Consider the following 17,261-nt stretch of genomic DNA (forward strand, 5'->3'; position numbering starts at 1 on the left):
ACCGAATTAAGGAGGACAGCACATGCCGACCGTGAAGGTGACCGAGCAGGCGCATACGGACGCGCGCAGCATGCTCACCATCATCAACAACCAGATGCCCGGACTGATCAACGATCTACAGCGCGTCGGCCGCGGCCTGAAGAACCCCGACAACTGGGAGGGCCCGCTGGCCCAGCAGTACCGGGGCGTGTGGGACAAGGCCGAGGGCGACCTGAACCGGTGGAAGGAAGCGCTGACCGAACTCCAGCAGTCCGTCCAGAAGATCCTGACCAACATCTCGCAGGCCGGCGGCGCGTGAGCCGACGGCCTCGGGCGGTGCCGCACCCCGGCACCGCCCGGCCGGTGCGGAAGAGACGGCGATGAACGACGGTCCCGAACTCATCGACGGCTACCGTGACCTGGTACGCATCGGGCACGGCGGCTTCAGCGTGGTCTACCGCGCCCGCCAGGACGCGTTCGACCGCGACGTGGCGGTGAAGGTGCTGATGGTCGGCTCCGACGAGGCGCTGCACCGCCGCTTCCTGCGCGAGGCCCGGCTGACCGCCCAGCTCAGCGGCCATCCCCACATCGTGACCATCCTGGACGCCGGGACCACCCGATCCGGGCGGCCGTATCTGGCGACCGAGCTGTACGAGCACGGCTCGCTGCACGACCGCGTGCGCGCCGACGGGCCGCTGCCTGCCGCCGAGGCCGCCCGGATCGGCGTGAAGATCGCCGGGGCACTGGCCGCCGCGCACGAGGCGGGAGTGGTGCACCGCGACGTCAAACCCGGCAACATCCTCGTCTCCCGGTACGGCGAGCCGGTGCTGGCCGACTTCGGGGTCGCCTGGCTGCGCGACGGCCACACCTCCGGCACCGTGCTGGACGCGTTCTCCCCGCACCACGTCGCCCCGGAGACCGTCGACGGCGGGCAGCTAGGTCCGGCCGCCGACGTGTACGCCCTCGGCTCGACGCTGTACCAGCTGGTGACGGGGCGGGCGCCGTACAGCGGCGACGGGGACGAGTCGGTGGCGGCGGTCCTGTGGCGCACCGTCCACGACCCGGTGCCCCGCGCCGACACGCCGCGGCTGCCCGGACTCGGCGACGCGCTGGCCACCGCGATGGCCAAGGACCCGGCCGCGCGGTATCCCGACGGCACCGCGTTCGCGGCCGCACTCGCGGCGCTGCTGGTGGCCGCACCGTCCGATCCGGCACCCGCACCGGCGGCGCCGTCGGCCGACGCGACGCGGTTCCGGCCCGACCGGGTGCTGGCCGACCCGGCGCCCGCGGCGGCCGCGGGACGGCGCGGAAAGCTGCTCGTCGGCGCGGTCGCCGGGGCTGCGGTGCTGCTGGCGGCCGCCGTCGCGGTGCGGCTGGGCACCGGGACCGGGCCCGACGAGCCCGCCCGCGCACCGCTGGCGGTGCTGCCCACCGACACGCCGCCGGAGCAGGCCCGCCCCGGCATGGTGACCGTGCAGGACGACCGGGGGTCGGTGCTGGTGCGGTGGAGCCCGCCACCGCTGCCCGGCGGTCCGCTGGTGGTGCAGGTCCTGCCCGCCGGGACCGGGATGCGCACCCGCACCGAGCCGGTGCCGGCCGGCACCACGCAACTGCTGGTCGGCGACCTGGACCCGAACACCGGCTACTGCCTGCGCGTCGGATCGGTCCTGGGTGACCGGGCCCCGGCGCCCGTGGTGTGGTCGCGCCCGGCGTGCGTACGCGATGCGGAGATGCGCGGCCCGTACGCCGAGGCCGCCCCGACCCCGGAGGTGCACTGATGGTCCGCCGTATCCCGACCGCAGCCGCCGTGACGGCGGCCGCGCTGCTGGCGGCCGCCGCGGTGACGGTGCTGGTCTGGCCGCGCCCGCAGTCCCCCGCCCCGGCCGCGGCCGCGCCGCCGGAGCCGGTCGCCTCGGTGAGGTTCCTGGTCGACGACGCCGGCATCGCCGCCGCCGACTGCCCGCGCGGCGTCGGCTGGGCCGACGACCCGGTGCACGGCGAGGTGATGGTGCTCGCCGGGCAGTTCTGCCAGACCACCGGCCCGATGATCCGGACCGCGGGCAGCTGGTCGGTCGCGGCGTGGGTGCGGCTGGCCGAGGCGCCCGACGGGCACGCGATGACGTTCGTGGCCCAGGACGGCGCCTACGCCAGCGGCTTCTACCTCCAGTACAGCTGGTTCCACCGCAGATGGGTGTGCAACTGGATGCAGGCCGACATGATGAACCCGGCCCGCAACGCGGCCTCGGTCTCCGACGAGCCGGTGACGACGCAGTGGACCCACCTGGTCGGCACCTACGACGCGGCCACCCGGCGCCTGCTGGTCTACGTCAACGGGGTGCCCGGCCACCCGGCCGTGATCGGCAGGCCGTGGGCGGCGGGCGGACCGCTGACGATCGGCCGGGGCCGCTGGAACGGCGGCCCCTCCGACGTCGCGCAGGGGCAGGTCACCGACGTACGCGTCTGGGGCCGGGCACTGCCGCCCGACGAGGTCCTGAAACTGCGCGACGCCGCCACCCGCGCCTCCTGACCCGCCGCACCGGCCCGCGCCGCCGCTGCGCGGCGCGGGCCGGGGTTCGTGCAGTTTCGGGGAAAGTGCAGGAATCCGGAGCGCCTTTCGTGCAGTTTCCCCGAAACTGCACGAACCCCCAGGGCGGACACTTCGGACAGTCCGGCAGGGATGGTCGGTGGTTGCGAAACGCCTCGACGATGTATCGATCTGGCGTCCCGACGGCTCGCTGTCGGTCAACGGGCGCTGCCTGGACGTGCCCGGCGCCGCCACCGGCAACGGCACCCCGCTCCAGATCTGGGACTGCAACGGCGCCCCCAACCAGCAGTGGTTGCGCCGCCCCGATGGCACCCTGGTCAACCCGCGTACGGGCCGCTGCCTGGACTCCCCCGGCGGCGCCACCGGCAACGGCACCCGACTCCAGATCTGGGACTGCAACGGGTCCGCCGCGCAGCGGGTCACCCCGACCGGCGCGGCACTGCCGTTCCGGGCCGGTGACCGCGTCTCCCTGCGCGTCGTCAGCACCGGCTACCCCCGACCGGCGCTGCGGCACCAGAACGGCGTCGCCGCGACCAGCCCGATCAGCACCGGCAGCCCGCAGCTGGACCGCAGCGACGCCACCTTCACCGTCCGCGCCGGGCTGGCCGACGCCTCCTGCTTCTCGTTCGAGGCGGTCGCGCCGACCGGCAACTACCTGCGACACGCGGACTACCGGCTGCGGCTGGCGGCCGACAACGGATCGGCGCTGCTGCGCGCCGACGCGACGTTCTGCGCCGCCACCGGCGAGCTGGGGCAGGTGACACTGCGGTCGTACAACTTCCCGGACCGCCTGGTGCGGCACTACGCGTCCCAGGTGTACATCGCGGTGTCGGGCGGGCCTCAGCCCTTCGACGCCGCCGCCGGGTTCGCCGCCGACACCACCTGGTCGGTCGAGCCCGCCCTCACCTGACCGCCGGAAGGAAGGGCACCTTCTTATCGCTTTCTGCAGAAGAAGGTGCCCTTCCCAACACGTCGTCGCGGCTCCGCATCGCACCGGCCGGTCCGGCCGCTCGCGGTGTCCTGGCCCGGTCTCCGGCGCGTGATCCATGATCTACGCTCGGCCTTCGTGGGCTACTACGGAACATGGGTGCTGGCGAGGAGTCCCGACCGCCTCCTCGTCGAGATACCAGAGGTCAAGGCAGCCTTCGGGTCGCTCTTCTGGAGACTGGAGGACCGCGGCGACGGCTGGCAGCTCGCACGCATCATCCCCAACAGCCATGAGTGGCCACGGGTCGGCGGCGGCCTGCACGACCTCGTGGCGGCGACCGACGCTCCCGTCCTCGCTGCGTGGGTGTCCGAGTCCTCCTGCGCACGCGTCGTCGCGGCGACGCCCGCGGGCCACAGCTGGTCACGGCATGTCAGCGCCTACCGGGGCCTGGCACAGGACCCTTGCGGTTTCGACCACCGGCGTTTCGCGACTCTACGTCTGGCTCCAGGCGAGCGCGTCGACGAACACGACACACCCACACCGGCAGCGGACATCCTCACCTGGGCCCGCGCGGCGGCGCTGCCTGCCGACCGAGCAGCGGTGACCGATGTTCTCGCGTCTGCTGGGCTCAACGGCCACGACCGCGTGCAGGCTCTCGTGGACGCGATCGGTGCGCGGCGGGTGTCGGAGATCCCCAGGTTGTTCGAACCTCAGGAAGGCGACTGGTGGGACGCCTGGTTCCAGGGCGACACGGCCGGCTTGCGGCTGTGCAGGCGCTGGACCGCCGACGGCGAGGAGCCGACAGACTGGAACCGCGAGCGCCCCTGGGATGACGACTACCTTGACTTCATCGATAAGGTATGCGCATCCGTCTACGGCACCGGCATGCCCCGACACGAGATCGTCGCCTTGGCGCGGGCCCTGGATGAGCGCTGGACCGCTGAGATGGCGCTGAACAGACAGACGCGAGTCGGGAGGCGGTGACGCGCCTCCCGACAGCGGCCGACAGGTGCCGCGCCATCCACCCGGGGCGGCGGCGCGGCACCTGTCACGAGGTCAGTTGTAGACCTCCAGCTCGTAGATGCGGGCGGCGGCGTTGCCACCCTGTTCGGCGGTGATGATGCTGAGCTTCACGTAGCGGCCCGTGGCGGCCACGGTGTGGGTGCTGCTGTCGGCGGTGTTGCCGCGCGCCTGCACCACGGTCGTCCAGGTGACCCCGTCGGCCGAGGTCTGGATGTCGAAGTCCTTGGTGTTCCAGGTCGCCGACTCCCCGCCCGCGCCCGCGTGCCGGACCGTGAACGACTTGATCGCGTACGACTGCCCGAGGTCCACCTGCAGGAACTTGGTGGTCGCGGTGGAGCAGAACTTGTCGGAGCCGCCGCCGCTGACCGAGCCGTTGACGGCCTTGGCCGGGCTCTCGTCGGTGTTGCACGCCGCCGACCCGGTCGCGGTCTTGTTCAGCGCGACGTTGGTCGAGCCCGACGAGCCGGGGGTGCCGTACGCCTCGAACTCGTAGAGGCGGGTCGGGGTCGCCGCCGACTGGGTGCCGGTGATGACGTTGATGCGGGCGTACCGGCCGGTGGCGGTGACGTTGTGCGTGGTGGTGGCGGCGGTGTTGCCGCGTGCCTGGACCACGGTGGTCCAGGTGGTGCCGTCGGGCGAGGTCTGGATGTCGAAGTCCTTGGTGTTCCAGCTCGCCGACTCGCCGCCGGCCGAGGCGTGGCGCACGGTGAACGACGTGATCGCGTACGACTGGCCGAGGTCCACCTGGAGGAACGCCGACGTCGCCGCCGAGCAGAACTTGTCGGAGGTGCCGCCGGTCCAGGAGCCGTTGACGGCCTTGGCCGCGCTCTCGTTGGTGTTGCACGCCGCCGAGCTGGTCACCGGCCGGTTGAGCGCGATGTTGGTCGGCCCGGTGCTCGTGGTGTCGAACGACGGCGGCGCGTCGGCCACCGCGCTGCCCCAGCCCGTGTTGGCGGTGGTGCCCAGCGTGAAGTCGAGCGTGCCGCCACCGGCCACGAACGATTCGGCCAGCCACGGCTTGGTCGAGGCGGTGCCGTTGACCGACAGCGACTGGACGTAGAACGTCGAGGCGGACGCGTTCGGGGCGTTGATCGTCAGGTTGACGCCGTTGCCGCGGTGGATGACGACCTGCGGGAACAGCGGGCTGGTCAGCAGCAGCTCGGCGCGGCCGGGCGCCAGCGGCTGCAGGCCCATCGCCGACCAGGCGTACCAGGCCGACATGGCGCCCAGGTCGTCCTGCCCGGGGATGCCGCCGGGGGTGTTGGACCACATCGTGTTGAGGATCTGCCGGAGCGTCTGCTGCGCCTTGTACGGCTGACCGGAGAAGTTGTACAGCCACGGGGCGCCGATGGACGGCTCGTTGTCCAGCTCGGACTTGAGCCCGCCCGCGCCCGACAGCGCCCAGCTGCCGTCGGAGTTGTGGAAGTACGAGTCCAGGCGGCTGTTGGCGGAGGCGTTGCCGCCCATCTTGTCGAACAGACCCTTCACGTTGTGCGGGACCATCCACGTGTACTGCGCGGCGCTGCCCTCGGCGAAGCCCGCCGAGTCGGCCGCGTTGAGCGCTGGCCAGGTGCCGTCCTCGCGCCGGTTCTGGATGTAGCCGGTCGCCGGGTTGTAGACGTTCTTCCAGTACTGGGCGCGGGCCAGGAACGTGCTCGCCGTGCCGGTCTGGCCGAGGCGGGCGGCCAGCTGCGAGATGCCGAAGTCGGCGGCGACGTCCTCCAGGGTCTCCCCGGCGCCGCCCCAGGCGTTGCTGCTCTCCGGGATGTAGTGGATGTTGAGCCACTTGTCCAGCGAGGGCCGCTCCCCCACCACCATGACGTTCCAGCCGTCGCTGCTCAGGTCGGCGGCGGTGACGTTGGTCGCGGCGTTGACCATGGAGGTCAGCGCGGCGGACGCGCCGAAGTTGGTGCCACCGAAGGCGTAGATGCTGGGCAGCGCGGCGTGGGCGGGGTCGCCCGTCATGACGTGGGTGCCGCCCTGGTTGTGGGTCCAGCGGTCCCAGACGCCGCCGTTCTGGTTGGCCTGGTTGAGCAGCGACTGGGCCATGTCGCCGCCGATGTCGGGCCGCAGCAGGGTGACCAGTTGCAGCTGGCCGCGGTAGACGTCCCAGCCGGAGAAGTTGGCGTACTGCGCGGACTGCCCGGCCGACAGCGAGTGCACCTGCTGGTCCATGCCGGTGTACTGGCCGTTGGCGTCGCTGAACACGTTGGGGTGCAGCAGCGCGTGGTAGAGCGCGGTGTAGAAGGTGGACTGCTGGGCGGTGGTGCCGCCGGTGATCTCGGCGCGGCCGAGCTCGGTGTTCCAGGCGGCGGTGGCACCGGTGCGCACGCTGTCGAAGGTGGTCCCGGCCGGGTTCTCGGCGTTGAGGTTGGCCGAGGCGTTGGCGGCGCTGACGTACGAGATGCCCACGCGCACCCCGACGGTGCGGCCGGAGGACAGATCGAAGCTGACGTACCCGCCGGAGCCGCGCCCGGCCACCGGCCAGCCGTCGGTGCCGTACGTGGTGCCGCCGCTGGCGGTGGTGGTCCCGGCCCGCAGCGTGCCGTCCTGCCAGGTGCCGGTGGTGGCGAACGGCTTGTCGAACACGGCGGTGAAGTACAGCGTGTAGTAGCTGCGCCGCCCGATCGCGTTGATGTAGCCGCAGAAGTTGCCGCTGGTCACCGAGCCGCTGATGGTGCGGTTGGCGGAGTCGATGCTGACCGTGGCCGCGCTGGAGCCGACCTCGGAGCTGGAGGTCCGCACGAGCATGCTCGCGGTGCCCGCCGGGTAGGTGAACTTCCCGGAGCCGGTGCGGGTGGTCGCGGTCAGCTCGGTGTCCACCCCGGAGCCGAGCAGCACCCGGTAGTAGCCCGCGGTCGCGGTCTCGTTGCTGTGCGAGAAGTTGCTGGCGTAGGTGGCGTCGGTGCTGTCGGCGCTGGGTGAGGAGCCGACGGTGCCGACGTACGGCATGAACGGGATGTCGCCGGAGGCGCCCGCGCAGCCGGTGCCGGACAGGTGGGTGAGGCTGAACCCGCGGGTGCGGGTCACGTTGTACGAGTAGCCGCCGGGTTCGACCGTGCGGGTCTGGTTGCCGCCGGTGTTCTCGGGGCTCCACTGGACCATGCCGAACGGGGTGGTGGCGCCGGGCAGGGTCTCGCCGCTGTTGCTGGTGCCGACGAGGGTGTTGACCAGACCGGCGGGGTTGGTGACGGCCGCGGCGGCGGGGGTCGGCGCGGCGGTCAGCACTGCCAGGCCGAGCAGCAGTGCCAGTGGCGCGGGTAGCGCTCTGCGCAGGTGCATCGTTTCCTCCAGGTAAAGACAACGTTGTCAATCGCGGCCGCACAAAGGCATCCGTCATCGATGCGTGAATGTGCGGAAACCGCCGATCGATCGAAGGTTATCGGTCAGGGCGCGCGACGGGAAGACTCTGGGCGCCGCGATCGTCCCCGCGGTCCGCCCGGCGCAGCTCAGCGCCTCAGGCGCGCGCGAGCAGCCCGTCGGTCGGCAGCGGCCGGGCGACCCGCGGCGGTGTGAAGGTCCGCAGCTGCTCGTACAGCTCGGCGGTGGCGTCGTCGCAGGGCGTGTAGACGGTCAGGCGCACCCCGCGCCGGTCGGCCAGCCAGGTGTGCACCACCTCGGCGCGGATCGTGCCCACCTCGTGGTGCATCGTCTTGACCATGCTCTCCATCGGGGCGACCTCCTGCCGCTCCCAGATCTGCGCGAACTCCGGCGAGTGCCGCTCCAGCATGGACAGCAGCTGCCGCCAGGCGGGTGCGGCCACGTCGGCCGCCATGGCGGCGCGCATGCGCGCCACCAGGCTCGCGGCGTTGTCGAGCCAGCCGCCCATCACCCGGCGCCACCGGGCGTCGGTGAAGTACAGCAGCATCGAGTTGTGGTGTTCCGGCGGCAGCTCGGTGTAGTCGCCGATGAGCGCCAGGTAGGCGCGGTTGGCCGCCAGCATCTCCCAGTGCGGGCCGATGACCACGGCCGGATACGGCTCCATCCGGTCGAGCATCAGCCGCACGGCCCGGCTGACCGTCGAGGCGGGCGGCGACGGATGCTGCTCGGCCAGTTCGGCCAGGGCGAACAGGTGCGCCCGCTCGGCGTCGTCCAGCCGCAGCACCCGGGCGACCGCGCCGAGGACCTGGGCCGACACGTTGATGGACCGGCCCTGCTCCAACCACGTGTACCAGGTGACGCCGATGCCCGACAGCATCGCGATCTCCTCCCGGCGCAGGCCGGGGGTGCGGCGGCGCAGGCTGGGCGGCATGCCGACCATCTCGGGGGTGGTGCGCTCGCGTCGCGACCGGATGAACTCGCCGAGCGCCCGGCGCCGCTGCTCGTCGGCAGACTGGTTCACCTGATAACAGTATCAGCGGGCTCTAGGTACCGGGTCCGCGGCGACGCGAGGCTGGACGCATGACAACCGCGACACTGCCCGCGACCGGTCCGGCCGCACCGCCGGCGGCGCCCTGGCGGGCGATGCCGATCCTCCTCATCGGAGCGTTCCTGCCCATCCTGGACGCGTTCATCGTGAACATCGCCCTGGCCACCATCGCCCGCGACCTGCACGCCTCCCCCGCCGCCCTGGAACTGACCATCTCCGGGTACGGCGTCGTCTACGCCTGCGCCCTGGTCGTCGGCGGCCGCCTCGGCGACCGGTACGGCCGCCGCCGCATGCTGGTCATCGGCATGTCGGCGTTCACGGTCGCGTCGGCGGCGTGCGGGCTCGCCCCGACCGTGGCGCTGCTGATCGTGTTCCGGCTGCTCCAGGGCGGTGCCGCGGCGCTGCTGTTCCCGCAGGTCCTCGCCTCGATCCAGGCCGGTTTCGCGGGCGTCGACCGGCAGCGGGCGCTCGGGGCGTTCGGGGCCGTCGCCGGTGGCGCCGCCGCCGTCGGCCAACTGCTGGGCGGGGTGCTGCTGGCCGCCGACGTGGCCGGGCTCAGCTGGCGGCCGCTGTTCCTGATCAACGTGCCGGTGGGCCTGGCCGCGGTGCTGCTGGCGCCCCGGCTGGTGCACGAGTCGCGCTCGCCGGTGCCCGCCCGCCTCGACGTACGCGGCGCGTTCGGGCTGGCCGCGACGATCGCGCTGCTGCTGCTCCCGCTGACGATCGGGCGGTCGCAGGGCTGGCCGCTGTGGTCGTGGCTGTGCCTGGCGGCCGTGGTGCCCGCCGGTGCCCTGTTCACCGCGGCGCAGGCCAGGCAGGAGCGGCAGGGCGGCAGCCCGCTGGTGCCGCCGAGCCTGCTGGCGCTGCCCCGGGCCCGGCGCGCGCTGGTGAACATGCTGGCGTTCGCCACGCTGGTGGGCGGATTCAACTTCACGCTGGCGATCACGTTGCAGGTCGCGCACGGGTTCGGGCCGCTGCGGGCCGGGCTGGTCATGGTGCCGTGCGCGCTGGTGTTCCTGGCCGTGTCGCTGCGGGTCAACCGGTGGGTGGCCGTGCACGGGGCACGGATCCTGGTGGCCGGGGCACTGCTGTTCGCCGCCGGCCTGGCCGTGTTCGGGGCCGTGGTGACCGGCACCGACAGCGCGCTGCTGATGTCGCTGCCGCTGATCGTGGTCGGGATCGGCTGGTCGATGGTGCTGACCCCCGCGGTCGGGTTCAGCCTGGCCGGACTGCCGACCGACCGGGCGGGTTTAGCAGGTGGCGTGCTGACCACCGCGTTGCAGGTCGGGCTGGCGGTCGGGGCGTCACTGGTCGGCTCGCTGCTGTTCGGCGTCGCCGGGCCGGAGCCGACAGCGGCGTCCTGGCGGGCGGGCGTGCTCGGGGCGGTCGGGTTCGGCGTGGTGCTGGCGCTGATGACGGCGCTGGCCAGCAGCCGTCTGAGCAGGCGGTGACGCCCCGGACGCCCGTGCGGAGCACCGGCGCGGGTGGGGATGGGCAGGTGCTCACCGCTTGACATGCGCTCCGGTCCGCAGGCATCCTCATTCCACTAGTATCCTAGTGGAACGGGATTACGGGTGATCGACTTCCACCTCGACGTGCGCACGGGGGTCGCCCCGTACCTGCAGATCGTCCGGCAGGTACGGCAAGCGCTGCTGTTGGGACTGCTCACCGAGGGCGACAAGCTGCCCACCGTCAAGGAGGTGGTCGCCAAGCTGGCGATCAACCCGAACACCGTGAGCAAGGCGTACCGCGAACTCGAACACCTCGGCCTGGCCGCCGCGAAGCCCGGGGTGGGGACCTTCATCACCCGGTCGCTCGGCCACGCATCGCTCACCGAGCACGGGCCGCTACAGCAGGAGCTGCGCGCCTGGATGGACAAGGCCCGCGCCGCGGGCCTGACCGGGCCGGGCATCGAGGCGATGTTCCAGAACACCCTGCGCGAGAGCGACGAAGAGGAGAAATGACAGCGATCCTGCAAGCCCACGCGCTGGGCAAGAGCTACGGCCAGCGCCAGGCTCTGGCCGACTGCACCTTGGAGCTCCCGCCGGGACACGTCGTGGGCCTGGTGGGGCCCAACGGCGCGGGCAAGACCACCCTGCTGAAGATCGCCTGCGGCATGCTCGCGCCGACCACGGGACGGATCGAGGTCCTGGGCGAACGGCCCGACGGCGGATCCGCGCAACTGGCGCGGGTCGGGTACGTCGCCCAGGACACACCCACCTACGCGGGCCTGTCTGTCGCCGACCATCTGAAATTCGGCGCCAGCATGAACCCGGCCTGGGACGCGAAGCTCGCACAGGCCCGCATCGAGCAGCTCGGCCTCGACCCGAAACAGAAGGCGGGCAGGCTCTCCGGAGGACAGCGCGCCCAGCTCGCGCTGACCCTCGCGGTGGCCAAGCGACCCGAACTGCTCGTCCTCGACGAACCGGTCGCCAGCCTCGACCCGCTGGCACGCCGCGACTTCCTGCGGCACCTGATGGAGTCGGTCGCCGAGCACGGCACCAGCGTCATCCTCTCCTCCCACCTGGTCTCCGACCTCGAACGCGTCTGCGACTACCTGGTCGTGCTGGTCTCCTCCCGCGTGCAGCTCAACGGCGAAGTCGATGACCTGCTCGCGCAGCACCACCGGATCGTGTGCACGCGGCGCCAGGAATCCGACCTGCCCGCAGGGCTGACGGTCATCTCGGCGGAGCACACCGACCGGCAGTCCACGTTCGTCGTGCGAAGCGCGGGCGAACTGCCCGCCGGGGACTGGTCCACCGAACATCTCGGGCTGGAGGACCTCGTCCTGACCTACCTGGAGTCAGGCGTCGGCCGCGACGCCGCTGCCGCGATGCGATCGACGGGAGAAGCGCGATGATCTGGGTGGCATGGCGGCAGTTCCGCCCTCAGGCCGTCACCGGCCTGGCTCTGCTCGCCGCCGCGGCGATCCTGTTCCTGGTCACCGGGTCGCGGATGCACCACAGCTACACCACGGCACTGGCCGGGTGCGCCCCGCTGGGCGCCTGCGACGGCGCGACCGCCGCGGCGCGGACATTGGGCGCCCAGCTCAGCCTGTTGCAGCGAAGCTATGAGCCCATGTTCATGCTCCTGCAACTCCTGGTGCTCGCCGCACCGGCGGTGATCGGCATCTTCTGGGGCGCGCCGCTGATCAGCCGTGAGCTCGAAAGCGGCACCCACCAACTCGCCTGGAACCAGACCGTGACACGCACCCGGTGGCTGGCGGTCAAACTCGGCGTCGTCGGCGTGGCCTCGATCGCCGTCGCCGCGCTCCTCAGCTGGCTGCTGACCTGGTGGGCTGGGCCGCTGGACGAGCTCAACGGTGACCGGTGGGCGGCGATGACCTTCGCCTCACGCGATGTCGTCCCGCTCGGCTACGCCGCCTTCGCCTTCGCCCTGGGTGCCACGGTGGGGCTGCTGGTACGCCGCACCCTGCCGGCCATGGCCATCACCCTGGCGGTGTTCATCGCCATGCAGCTTCTCGTGCCCGCCTTCGTCCGGCCCCACCTGCTGCCGCCGACCACGACCACCTTCCCGATCAACCAGGCCAGCGCGAGCCAGTTCCGCGACTTCTGGGGCACGCAGACGGACTTCCACTTCGACCTGCCCACACCGCGGGACGCGTGGCTGACATCCCAGCCGCCCGTGACGGACCCGTCCGGCCAGGTGGTCCGCATCGCGGACTACTCCGGCTGCTTCCCCGACGGCGGCGACGCCCCAGACCTGCGTCAGCTCGGCGCCTGCCTGGCCAAGAACGACCTCCATCAGACGGTCGTCTACCACCCCGCGAACCATTACTGGCCGCTGCAGTGGATGGAAACCGGGCTCTTCCTCGTGTTCTGCGGGGCACTGGTCGGTTCCTGCTTCTGGTGGATCCGGCGCAGACAGAACTGAACGAGGACGGTCGCGTACAGCGCGGATCCCCACCCGGGGCGGCCCCGCATCCGGTGCGGTGCTACCAGCACACGTACAGGTCGGCGCTGCCCCGGGCGGCGCAGCCGTGGTAGTACCTGATCTCGGGCCCGAACTGCTCGACGATCCGGCCGGCGAGTCGGGGGTGAGCCGCGAGGACGCGTTCGATCCTGGCCCAGACGGCGGCCAGGTCCTCCGATCTGCGGTAGGAGGGGATGCCGTAGCAGGGGGTGTCGGTGCTGAACCCGTACTCGCTGTCCCCGTCCTGGTGGGCGGAGTGGTGCGGGCCGAGGTCCGCTTCCTCGGTGGCCGTGCGCCAGGCGGCGGCCTGCTCGGCCGGGTCGGGGCTGAGCAGGCCGGTCAGGTCGATCCCGGCGGGGTCCTCGGCTGCGGCGAGGAAGCAGGCGAACCAGTCGGGGTCCGGGTACTTGCCGAGGTCGAGGCCGCCGAGGAGATGCCGCTGGTCGGCGGAGACCGCCAGGCCGGGCCAGGTGAAGCGGGCGTCGAGTTGCTCGTCGGTCAGGGTCGTCCGGCTCGCCGCCGCGCTCCAGCCCGATGCCGCGCCGGGTGCGAACAGCAGGCCGTCGACCCGTCTCGCGTCGTCCGGCCGTTCGAGCAGCTGCGCGAGCAAGGTCGCAGGTATCTCTTTGTACATGAGATCGATTCCCACCGCGCCATGGTAGCCGCGCGGTCTCAGGACGTTCAGGACAGTCGCAGCACGGTGGGGGCCGCTGGCAGCGGGTCGGGCAGGCGCAGCGGGCCGCGGCCGGGCACGATCGCGCCGAGGACGCGCCCGGCGGCCGCCCCGGTCGCCGACGGCACCGTGCCGGGCAGCCCGTGCATCGTGTACCAGCCGAGCAGCGCGAACGCGATCGCCTCCTTCGCACCGCTCGGGGCGCCGTACGCGTCGCTGGAGGTGATCCGCACTCCCGGCAGCCGGTCGGCGAGCATCGCCGTCAGCGTCGGGTTGGCGCAGCCGCCACCGGACGCGACGAGGGTGTCGACCCCGTGGCCGCGCACCTGGTCGGCGACGGTGACGGCGGTGAGCGCGGTGACCGTGGCCATCACGTCGGCGTCGGCGACCCCCGGGCACGCCGCGAGCACCCGTTCGAGGTAGGCGGCGTGGAACAGCTCCTTGCCGGTGGTCTTGGGCGCGGGCAGGGCGTAGTAGGGCTCGGCGCACAGCAGGTCGAGCAGTCCGGGGTGGACGGTGCCCGCCGCGGCGAGCAGCCCGTCGGCGTCGTACGCCAGGCGGCCGCCGGTGACGCGGAGCGCGGCGGCGTCGATGAGGGCGTTGGCGGGGCCGGTGTCGAAGGCGAGCGGGCCGGTGCCGCCGGGCGGGCGCAGCACGGTCAGGTTGGCGATGCCGCCGAGGTTGAGCGCGGCGGGGCGGCCCGGCAGGTCCGCCAGCAGCAGCGTGTCCATGAGCGACACCAGCGGTGCGCCCTGGCCGCCTGCGGTGACGTCGCGGATGCGCAGGTCGGCCACGACGGGGGTGCCGAGCCGTTCGGCGATCCAGGCGGGCTGGCCGAGTTGCAGCGTGCCGAGCACCCGGCCGCCGTCGACCCAGTGGTAGACGGTCTGCCCGTGCGAGCACACCAGGTCGACCTGCCCGGCCCGGGCGACCGCGCTCGCGGCGGCGTCGGCGAACGCCTGGCCGATGCCGGTGTCGAGGGCGCACATCTCGGCGAAGGGCAGCTCGGCCGGCGGCAGCGCCGCGGCGAGCCGTTCGCGCAGCTCCTGCGGATACGGCGTGCAGTCGGTGTGGACGAGGCGGCCGTGCAGCCGATCCCCGTGCGGCGTGAAGTCGACCACGGCGACGTCGATGCCGTCGTGGGAGGTGCCCGACATCATGCCCATGACCTTCATGCGACGCCTCCCCGGCCGTGGACGGAGCCGCATCGATCTCCTCGGACACGGACGAACCTAGTACCCGGGCGCGGGTGGCGCGGGGCGCCGGTCGGCGTCGCGGGGGCGGCCGGGGGTGCCGGTAAGGTCGACGCGCAGTGATCTCAGCAAAGGGGAAGTCCATGGTGAACACGACGGAGCTTCGCGGTTTCCGTGTCCACACCGCCAACGTCGGCCTCAAGGAAGATGCCGACGACTTCACGGTGATCGCGTCGGAGGTGCCCGCGGTGTGTGCGGGCGTCTTCACGCAGTCGAGGTTCGCCGGGCCGAGCGTGGTGCTCAGCCGGGAGAGCGTGGCCGACGGCGGGGCGCGGGCGATCGTGGTGCTGTCGCGCAACGCGAACGTGGCCACCGGCAAGCAGGGCATGGACAACGCCCGCGAGGTGCGCGGCGCGGTCGCGGGCCTGCTCGGGGTGCCGGACACCGACGTGGTGATCGCCTCGACGGGCGTCATCGGGCGGCAGTACCCGATGCCGGAGGTCCGGTCCGGGATGGCCGCGCTGACCTGGCCGTTCCCCGGCGGCGACTTCGCCCCGGCGGCGCGGGCGATCATGACCACCGACACCCACCCGAAGCTGCTGTCGGCGCGCTGCGGTGACGCGACCGTGGTCGGCATCGCCAAGGGCGTCGGCATGATCGAGCCGAACATGGCCACCCTGCTGACGTTCTTCTGCACCGACGCGCGGCTCGACCAGCCGGTGCTGGACCAGGTGTTCCGCCGGGTGATGGGACGCACGTTCAACGCGGTCAGCATCGACACCGACACCTCCACCAGCGACACGGCCGTGGTGCTGGCCAACGGGCTGGCCGGGCCGGTCGACGTGGACGCGTTCGAGCAGGCCCTGTCCGAGGTCGCGCTCGGGCTGGTGCGCCAGATCGTCAAGGACGGCGAGGGCGCCAGCAAGCTGATCGAGGTACGGGTCACCGGCGCCCGCGACGACGCCCAGGCCAAGCGGGTCGGCAAGTCGGTGGTGAACTCGCCGCTGGTGAAGACGGCCGTGCACGGCGCCGACCCGAACTGGGGCCGGGTCGCGATGGCGATCGGCAAGTGCGAGGACGAGCTGGACATCGTGCCGGACGACTGCGCCATCGGCTTCGGCGACCAGGAGCTGTACCCGGCCGAGGCCGGGGAGGAGGAGCTGGAGCGGCTGCGGGCGTACCTGCGCGGCGACGAGATCGTGATCACGGTCGACCTGGGCATCGGCACCGGCGCGTTCACCGTGTACGGCTGCGACCTGTCCGAGGGCTACATCCGGATCAACGCCGACTACACGACCTGAGCCGACACCGGCAGCGCGGCCGCCCAGGCGCGCAACATCGCGCCGCGTACGGCGCCGGTCTGCGCCTGGGCCAGGAAGAACGAGGCCGCTCGGGTCAGTCGGGCGGCCTCGTGCGTGTCCTGCGCCCCGGCGCTGCCCGCGGCGATGGCGGCCGCGCCCGCGGCGGTGTGCAGCAGCGCGGTGGCCTGCCCGCGCAGGGCCAGGCGCCGGGCCGGGTCGCCGCCCGCGTCGGCCAGGGCGTACGCCTCGCCGCGCAGTTCGTCGCGGCGCGCCCGCAGCCGGGCGGCGAGTTCGCCTGCGTCGTCGAGCCGGTCGGCGGCGGACTCCAGCAGCGTGAGCGCGGCGGTGGCGAGCCCGAACACGGCGGGCGGGGCGTCGATCACCCGCTGGCGGCTCCACTCGCGCCACTGCGCGAGGGTGAACACGGCCGCGACGTCCTGATCGGGCACGGTGAAGCCGTCGCAGGTGAGGCTGACGGTGCCGGTGCCGTCGAGTGCGGCCAGCCGGATCGGCGGGCCGGGCCGCAGGCCGGGCAGGGGCCGGGCGGGCAGGAGCGCGGCGACGACCCGCTCGTGGTCGTCGAGGGCCAGCAGCAGCGCGACGTCGGTGACGCCCCAGCCGGTGTACCAGGGGGCGGTGCCGTCGACGATCCAGCCCTTGCCGGTCGCGCGGGCCCGCAGCGGGTTGCCGGGCCGGGCCAGCTGCGCCGAGGCGATCCCGGCCAGGCGGGTGCGGGCCGCACCGCGCAGCCGCGCCGGGACCGGATCGTCGGGCGTGGACAGCAGGTCCAGCACCGTCTGGTGCTGGGCGTGCACGAACCAGGTGACGGGGCACGCCCCGGCCAGCGCCTCCTCGACGGCACGGACGGCGGCGGCGGGCGTGCCGGCGGTCAGATCGAGCAGCCCGGCCTCGGCCAGGGCATCCACGTGCGACGGCGGGATGCCGTGCCGGTCGGTCCGGGCGGCGGCCGGGTGGAGCACCCGCGCGGCCACCTCGAACGCCGCCAGTGCCAGCTGGCGGTGGGTGCTGTCCGACACGTCCGCGCCCTCACCTCTCCTGGCGCGCCGGATGACGGCGGCGCCTTGACGGCCCGATGTGCCGACATCCCGCGGAAGGTTAACCCATGGCGGAAACCGCCACATCGACCGCGGCGACGGTCGCGCAGGTACTCCCGGTCATATCGCGATGCCGGAAGGTGGCGCAGTGATGTAAGGAATTATTGACATGATGTCGAGAATTCCTTACCTTCGTGATGTCAGGAATCTTTGACATCACGAAGTGACCGGCGCCTGCGCGCGGCGTGCGGCCTCCCCTGCC

15 protein-coding genes are annotated in these 17,261 nt (G+C 72.5%); 10 read left to right on the forward strand and 5 right to left on the reverse strand.

Going from position 1 to position 17,261, the window contains the following annotated elements; all coding sequences use genetic code 11:
• The first annotated feature begins 22 nt into the window (after nucleotides 1–22).
• From Cs7R123_RS00305 to Cs7R123_RS00325, 5 genes are all read left to right on the forward strand, one after another.
• Nucleotides 23–298, forward strand: coding sequence for a pyrophosphorylase (locus Cs7R123_RS00305; protein WP_212822436.1), 276 nt, complete (start codon nucleotides 23–25; stop codon nucleotides 296–298).
• A 61-nt stretch (nucleotides 299–359) separates the two neighbouring features.
• Nucleotides 360–1,757, forward strand: coding sequence for a serine/threonine-protein kinase (locus tag Cs7R123_RS00310; protein WP_212822437.1), 1,398 nt, complete (start codon nucleotides 360–362; stop codon nucleotides 1,755–1,757).
• Entirely contained in the window at nucleotides 1,757–2,506 is a 750-nt protein-coding gene (locus tag Cs7R123_RS00315) for a LamG domain-containing protein (protein WP_212822438.1), read from the forward strand. Before Cs7R123_RS00310 ends, Cs7R123_RS00315 begins: the two co-directional genes overlap by 1 nt.
• 157 nt (nucleotides 2,507–2,663) lie before the next feature.
• On the forward strand, nucleotides 2,664–3,434 hold the full coding sequence (locus Cs7R123_RS39845; RefSeq protein ID WP_244871525.1) for an AbfB domain-containing protein: 771 nt from the start codon (nucleotides 2,664–2,666) through the stop codon (nucleotides 3,432–3,434).
• Between the two features lie 156 nt (nucleotides 3,435–3,590).
• Nucleotides 3,591–4,436 (forward strand): hypothetical protein, encoded by an 846-nt coding sequence (locus tag Cs7R123_RS00325; protein ID WP_212822439.1) that lies wholly within the window; start codon nucleotides 3,591–3,593, stop codon nucleotides 4,434–4,436.
• Nucleotides 4,437–4,508: 72 nt separating this feature from the next.
• Here Cs7R123_RS00325 and Cs7R123_RS00330 read toward each other — a convergent pair whose 3' ends face one another.
• Nucleotides 4,509–7,757 carry a GH92 family glycosyl hydrolase gene (locus Cs7R123_RS00330; RefSeq protein WP_212822447.1) on the reverse strand — a complete coding sequence of 1,083 codons (3,249 nt, stop codon included), beginning with the start codon at nucleotides 7,755–7,757 and terminating at the stop codon, nucleotides 4,509–4,511.
• 175 nt (nucleotides 7,758–7,932) lie between these two features.
• Complete coding sequence (locus Cs7R123_RS00335; protein ID WP_212822449.1) at nucleotides 7,933–8,817, reverse strand: helix-turn-helix transcriptional regulator; 885 nt, start codon at nucleotides 8,815–8,817, stop codon at nucleotides 7,933–7,935.
• Between the two features lie 59 nt (nucleotides 8,818–8,876).
• Here Cs7R123_RS00335 and Cs7R123_RS00340 point away from each other — a divergent pair, with 59 nt between their 5' ends.
• The 4 genes from Cs7R123_RS00340 to Cs7R123_RS00355 all read left to right on the forward strand — a co-directional run bounded on the left by Cs7R123_RS00340 (nucleotide 8,877) and on the right by Cs7R123_RS00355 (nucleotide 12,738).
• A complete protein-coding gene (locus Cs7R123_RS00340) occupies nucleotides 8,877–10,295 on the forward strand; it encodes an MFS transporter (RefSeq protein ID WP_212822451.1) in 1,419 nt (472 codons plus the stop codon).
• A gap of 123 nt (nucleotides 10,296–10,418) precedes the next feature.
• Entirely contained in the window at nucleotides 10,419–10,808 is a 390-nt protein-coding gene (locus tag Cs7R123_RS00345) for a GntR family transcriptional regulator (protein ID WP_212822453.1), read from the forward strand.
• Nucleotides 10,805–11,704 carry an ABC transporter ATP-binding protein gene (locus tag Cs7R123_RS00350; protein WP_212822454.1) on the forward strand — a complete coding sequence of 300 codons (900 nt, stop codon included), beginning with the start codon at nucleotides 10,805–10,807 and terminating at the stop codon, nucleotides 11,702–11,704. Before Cs7R123_RS00345 ends, Cs7R123_RS00350 begins: the two co-directional genes overlap by 4 nt.
• On the forward strand, nucleotides 11,701–12,738 hold the full coding sequence (locus Cs7R123_RS00355; protein ID WP_212822457.1) for an ABC transporter permease: 1,038 nt from the start codon (nucleotides 11,701–11,703) through the stop codon (nucleotides 12,736–12,738). The genes Cs7R123_RS00350 and Cs7R123_RS00355 overlap by 4 nt, the downstream gene beginning before the upstream one ends.
• A gap of 61 nt (nucleotides 12,739–12,799) precedes the next feature.
• Here Cs7R123_RS00355 and Cs7R123_RS00360 read toward each other — a convergent pair whose 3' ends face one another.
• Together Cs7R123_RS00360 and Cs7R123_RS00365 are read right to left on the reverse strand one after the other, a co-directional pair.
• On the reverse strand, nucleotides 12,800–13,426 hold the full coding sequence (locus tag Cs7R123_RS00360; RefSeq protein ID WP_212822459.1) for a hypothetical protein: 627 nt from the start codon (nucleotides 13,424–13,426) through the stop codon (nucleotides 12,800–12,802).
• Between the two features lie 32 nt (nucleotides 13,427–13,458).
• Nucleotides 13,459–14,625, reverse strand: a complete 1,167-nt coding sequence (locus Cs7R123_RS00365; RefSeq protein WP_244871526.1) for an anhydro-N-acetylmuramic acid kinase — start codon at nucleotides 14,623–14,625, stop codon at nucleotides 13,459–13,461.
• Nucleotides 14,626–14,786: 161 nt separating this feature from the next.
• Between Cs7R123_RS00365 and argJ the strand changes: the two genes are divergently transcribed.
• Nucleotides 14,787–15,944 (forward strand): bifunctional glutamate N-acetyltransferase/amino-acid acetyltransferase ArgJ, encoded by a 1,158-nt coding sequence (argJ, locus tag Cs7R123_RS00370; RefSeq protein WP_212822463.1) that lies wholly within the window; start codon nucleotides 14,787–14,789, stop codon nucleotides 15,942–15,944.
• On the opposite strand, the gene Cs7R123_RS00375 is transcribed toward argJ, so the two are convergent.
• Complete coding sequence (locus tag Cs7R123_RS00375; protein ID WP_212822465.1) at nucleotides 15,932–16,981, reverse strand: hypothetical protein; 1,050 nt, start codon at nucleotides 16,979–16,981, stop codon at nucleotides 15,932–15,934. The genes argJ and Cs7R123_RS00375 overlap by 13 nt on opposite strands.
• Between the last annotated feature and the right edge of the window lie 280 nt (nucleotides 16,982–17,261).

This window comes from Catellatospora sp. TT07R-123 (assembly GCF_018327705.1).
In the GTDB taxonomy this organism is placed as follows: Bacteria; Actinomycetota; Actinomycetes; order Mycobacteriales; family Micromonosporaceae; genus Catellatospora.

Coding starts and splice junctions, on each gene's coding strand:
- Cs7R123_RS00355 (WP_212822457.1), top strand. CDS start 11,701: ATGATCTGGGTGGCATGGCGGCAGTTCCGCCCTCAGGCCGTCACCGGC.
- Cs7R123_RS00365 (WP_244871526.1), bottom strand. CDS start 14,625: ATGAAGGTCATGGGCATGATGTCGGGCACCTCCCACGACGGCATCGAC.
- Cs7R123_RS00315 (WP_212822438.1), top strand. CDS start 1,757: ATGGTCCGCCGTATCCCGACCGCAGCCGCCGTGACGGCGGCCGCGCTG.
- Cs7R123_RS00330 (WP_212822447.1), bottom strand. CDS start 7,757: ATGCACCTGCGCAGAGCGCTACCCGCGCCACTGGCACTGCTGCTCGGC.
- argJ (WP_212822463.1), top strand. CDS start 14,787: ATGGTGAACACGACGGAGCTTCGCGGTTTCCGTGTCCACACCGCCAAC.
- Cs7R123_RS00310 (WP_212822437.1), top strand. CDS start 360: ATGAACGACGGTCCCGAACTCATCGACGGCTACCGTGACCTGGTACGC.
- Cs7R123_RS00350 (WP_212822454.1), top strand. CDS start 10,805: ATGACAGCGATCCTGCAAGCCCACGCGCTGGGCAAGAGCTACGGCCAG.
- Cs7R123_RS00340 (WP_212822451.1), top strand. CDS start 8,877: ATGACAACCGCGACACTGCCCGCGACCGGTCCGGCCGCACCGCCGGCG.
- Cs7R123_RS00305 (WP_212822436.1), top strand. CDS start 23: ATGCCGACCGTGAAGGTGACCGAGCAGGCGCATACGGACGCGCGCAGC.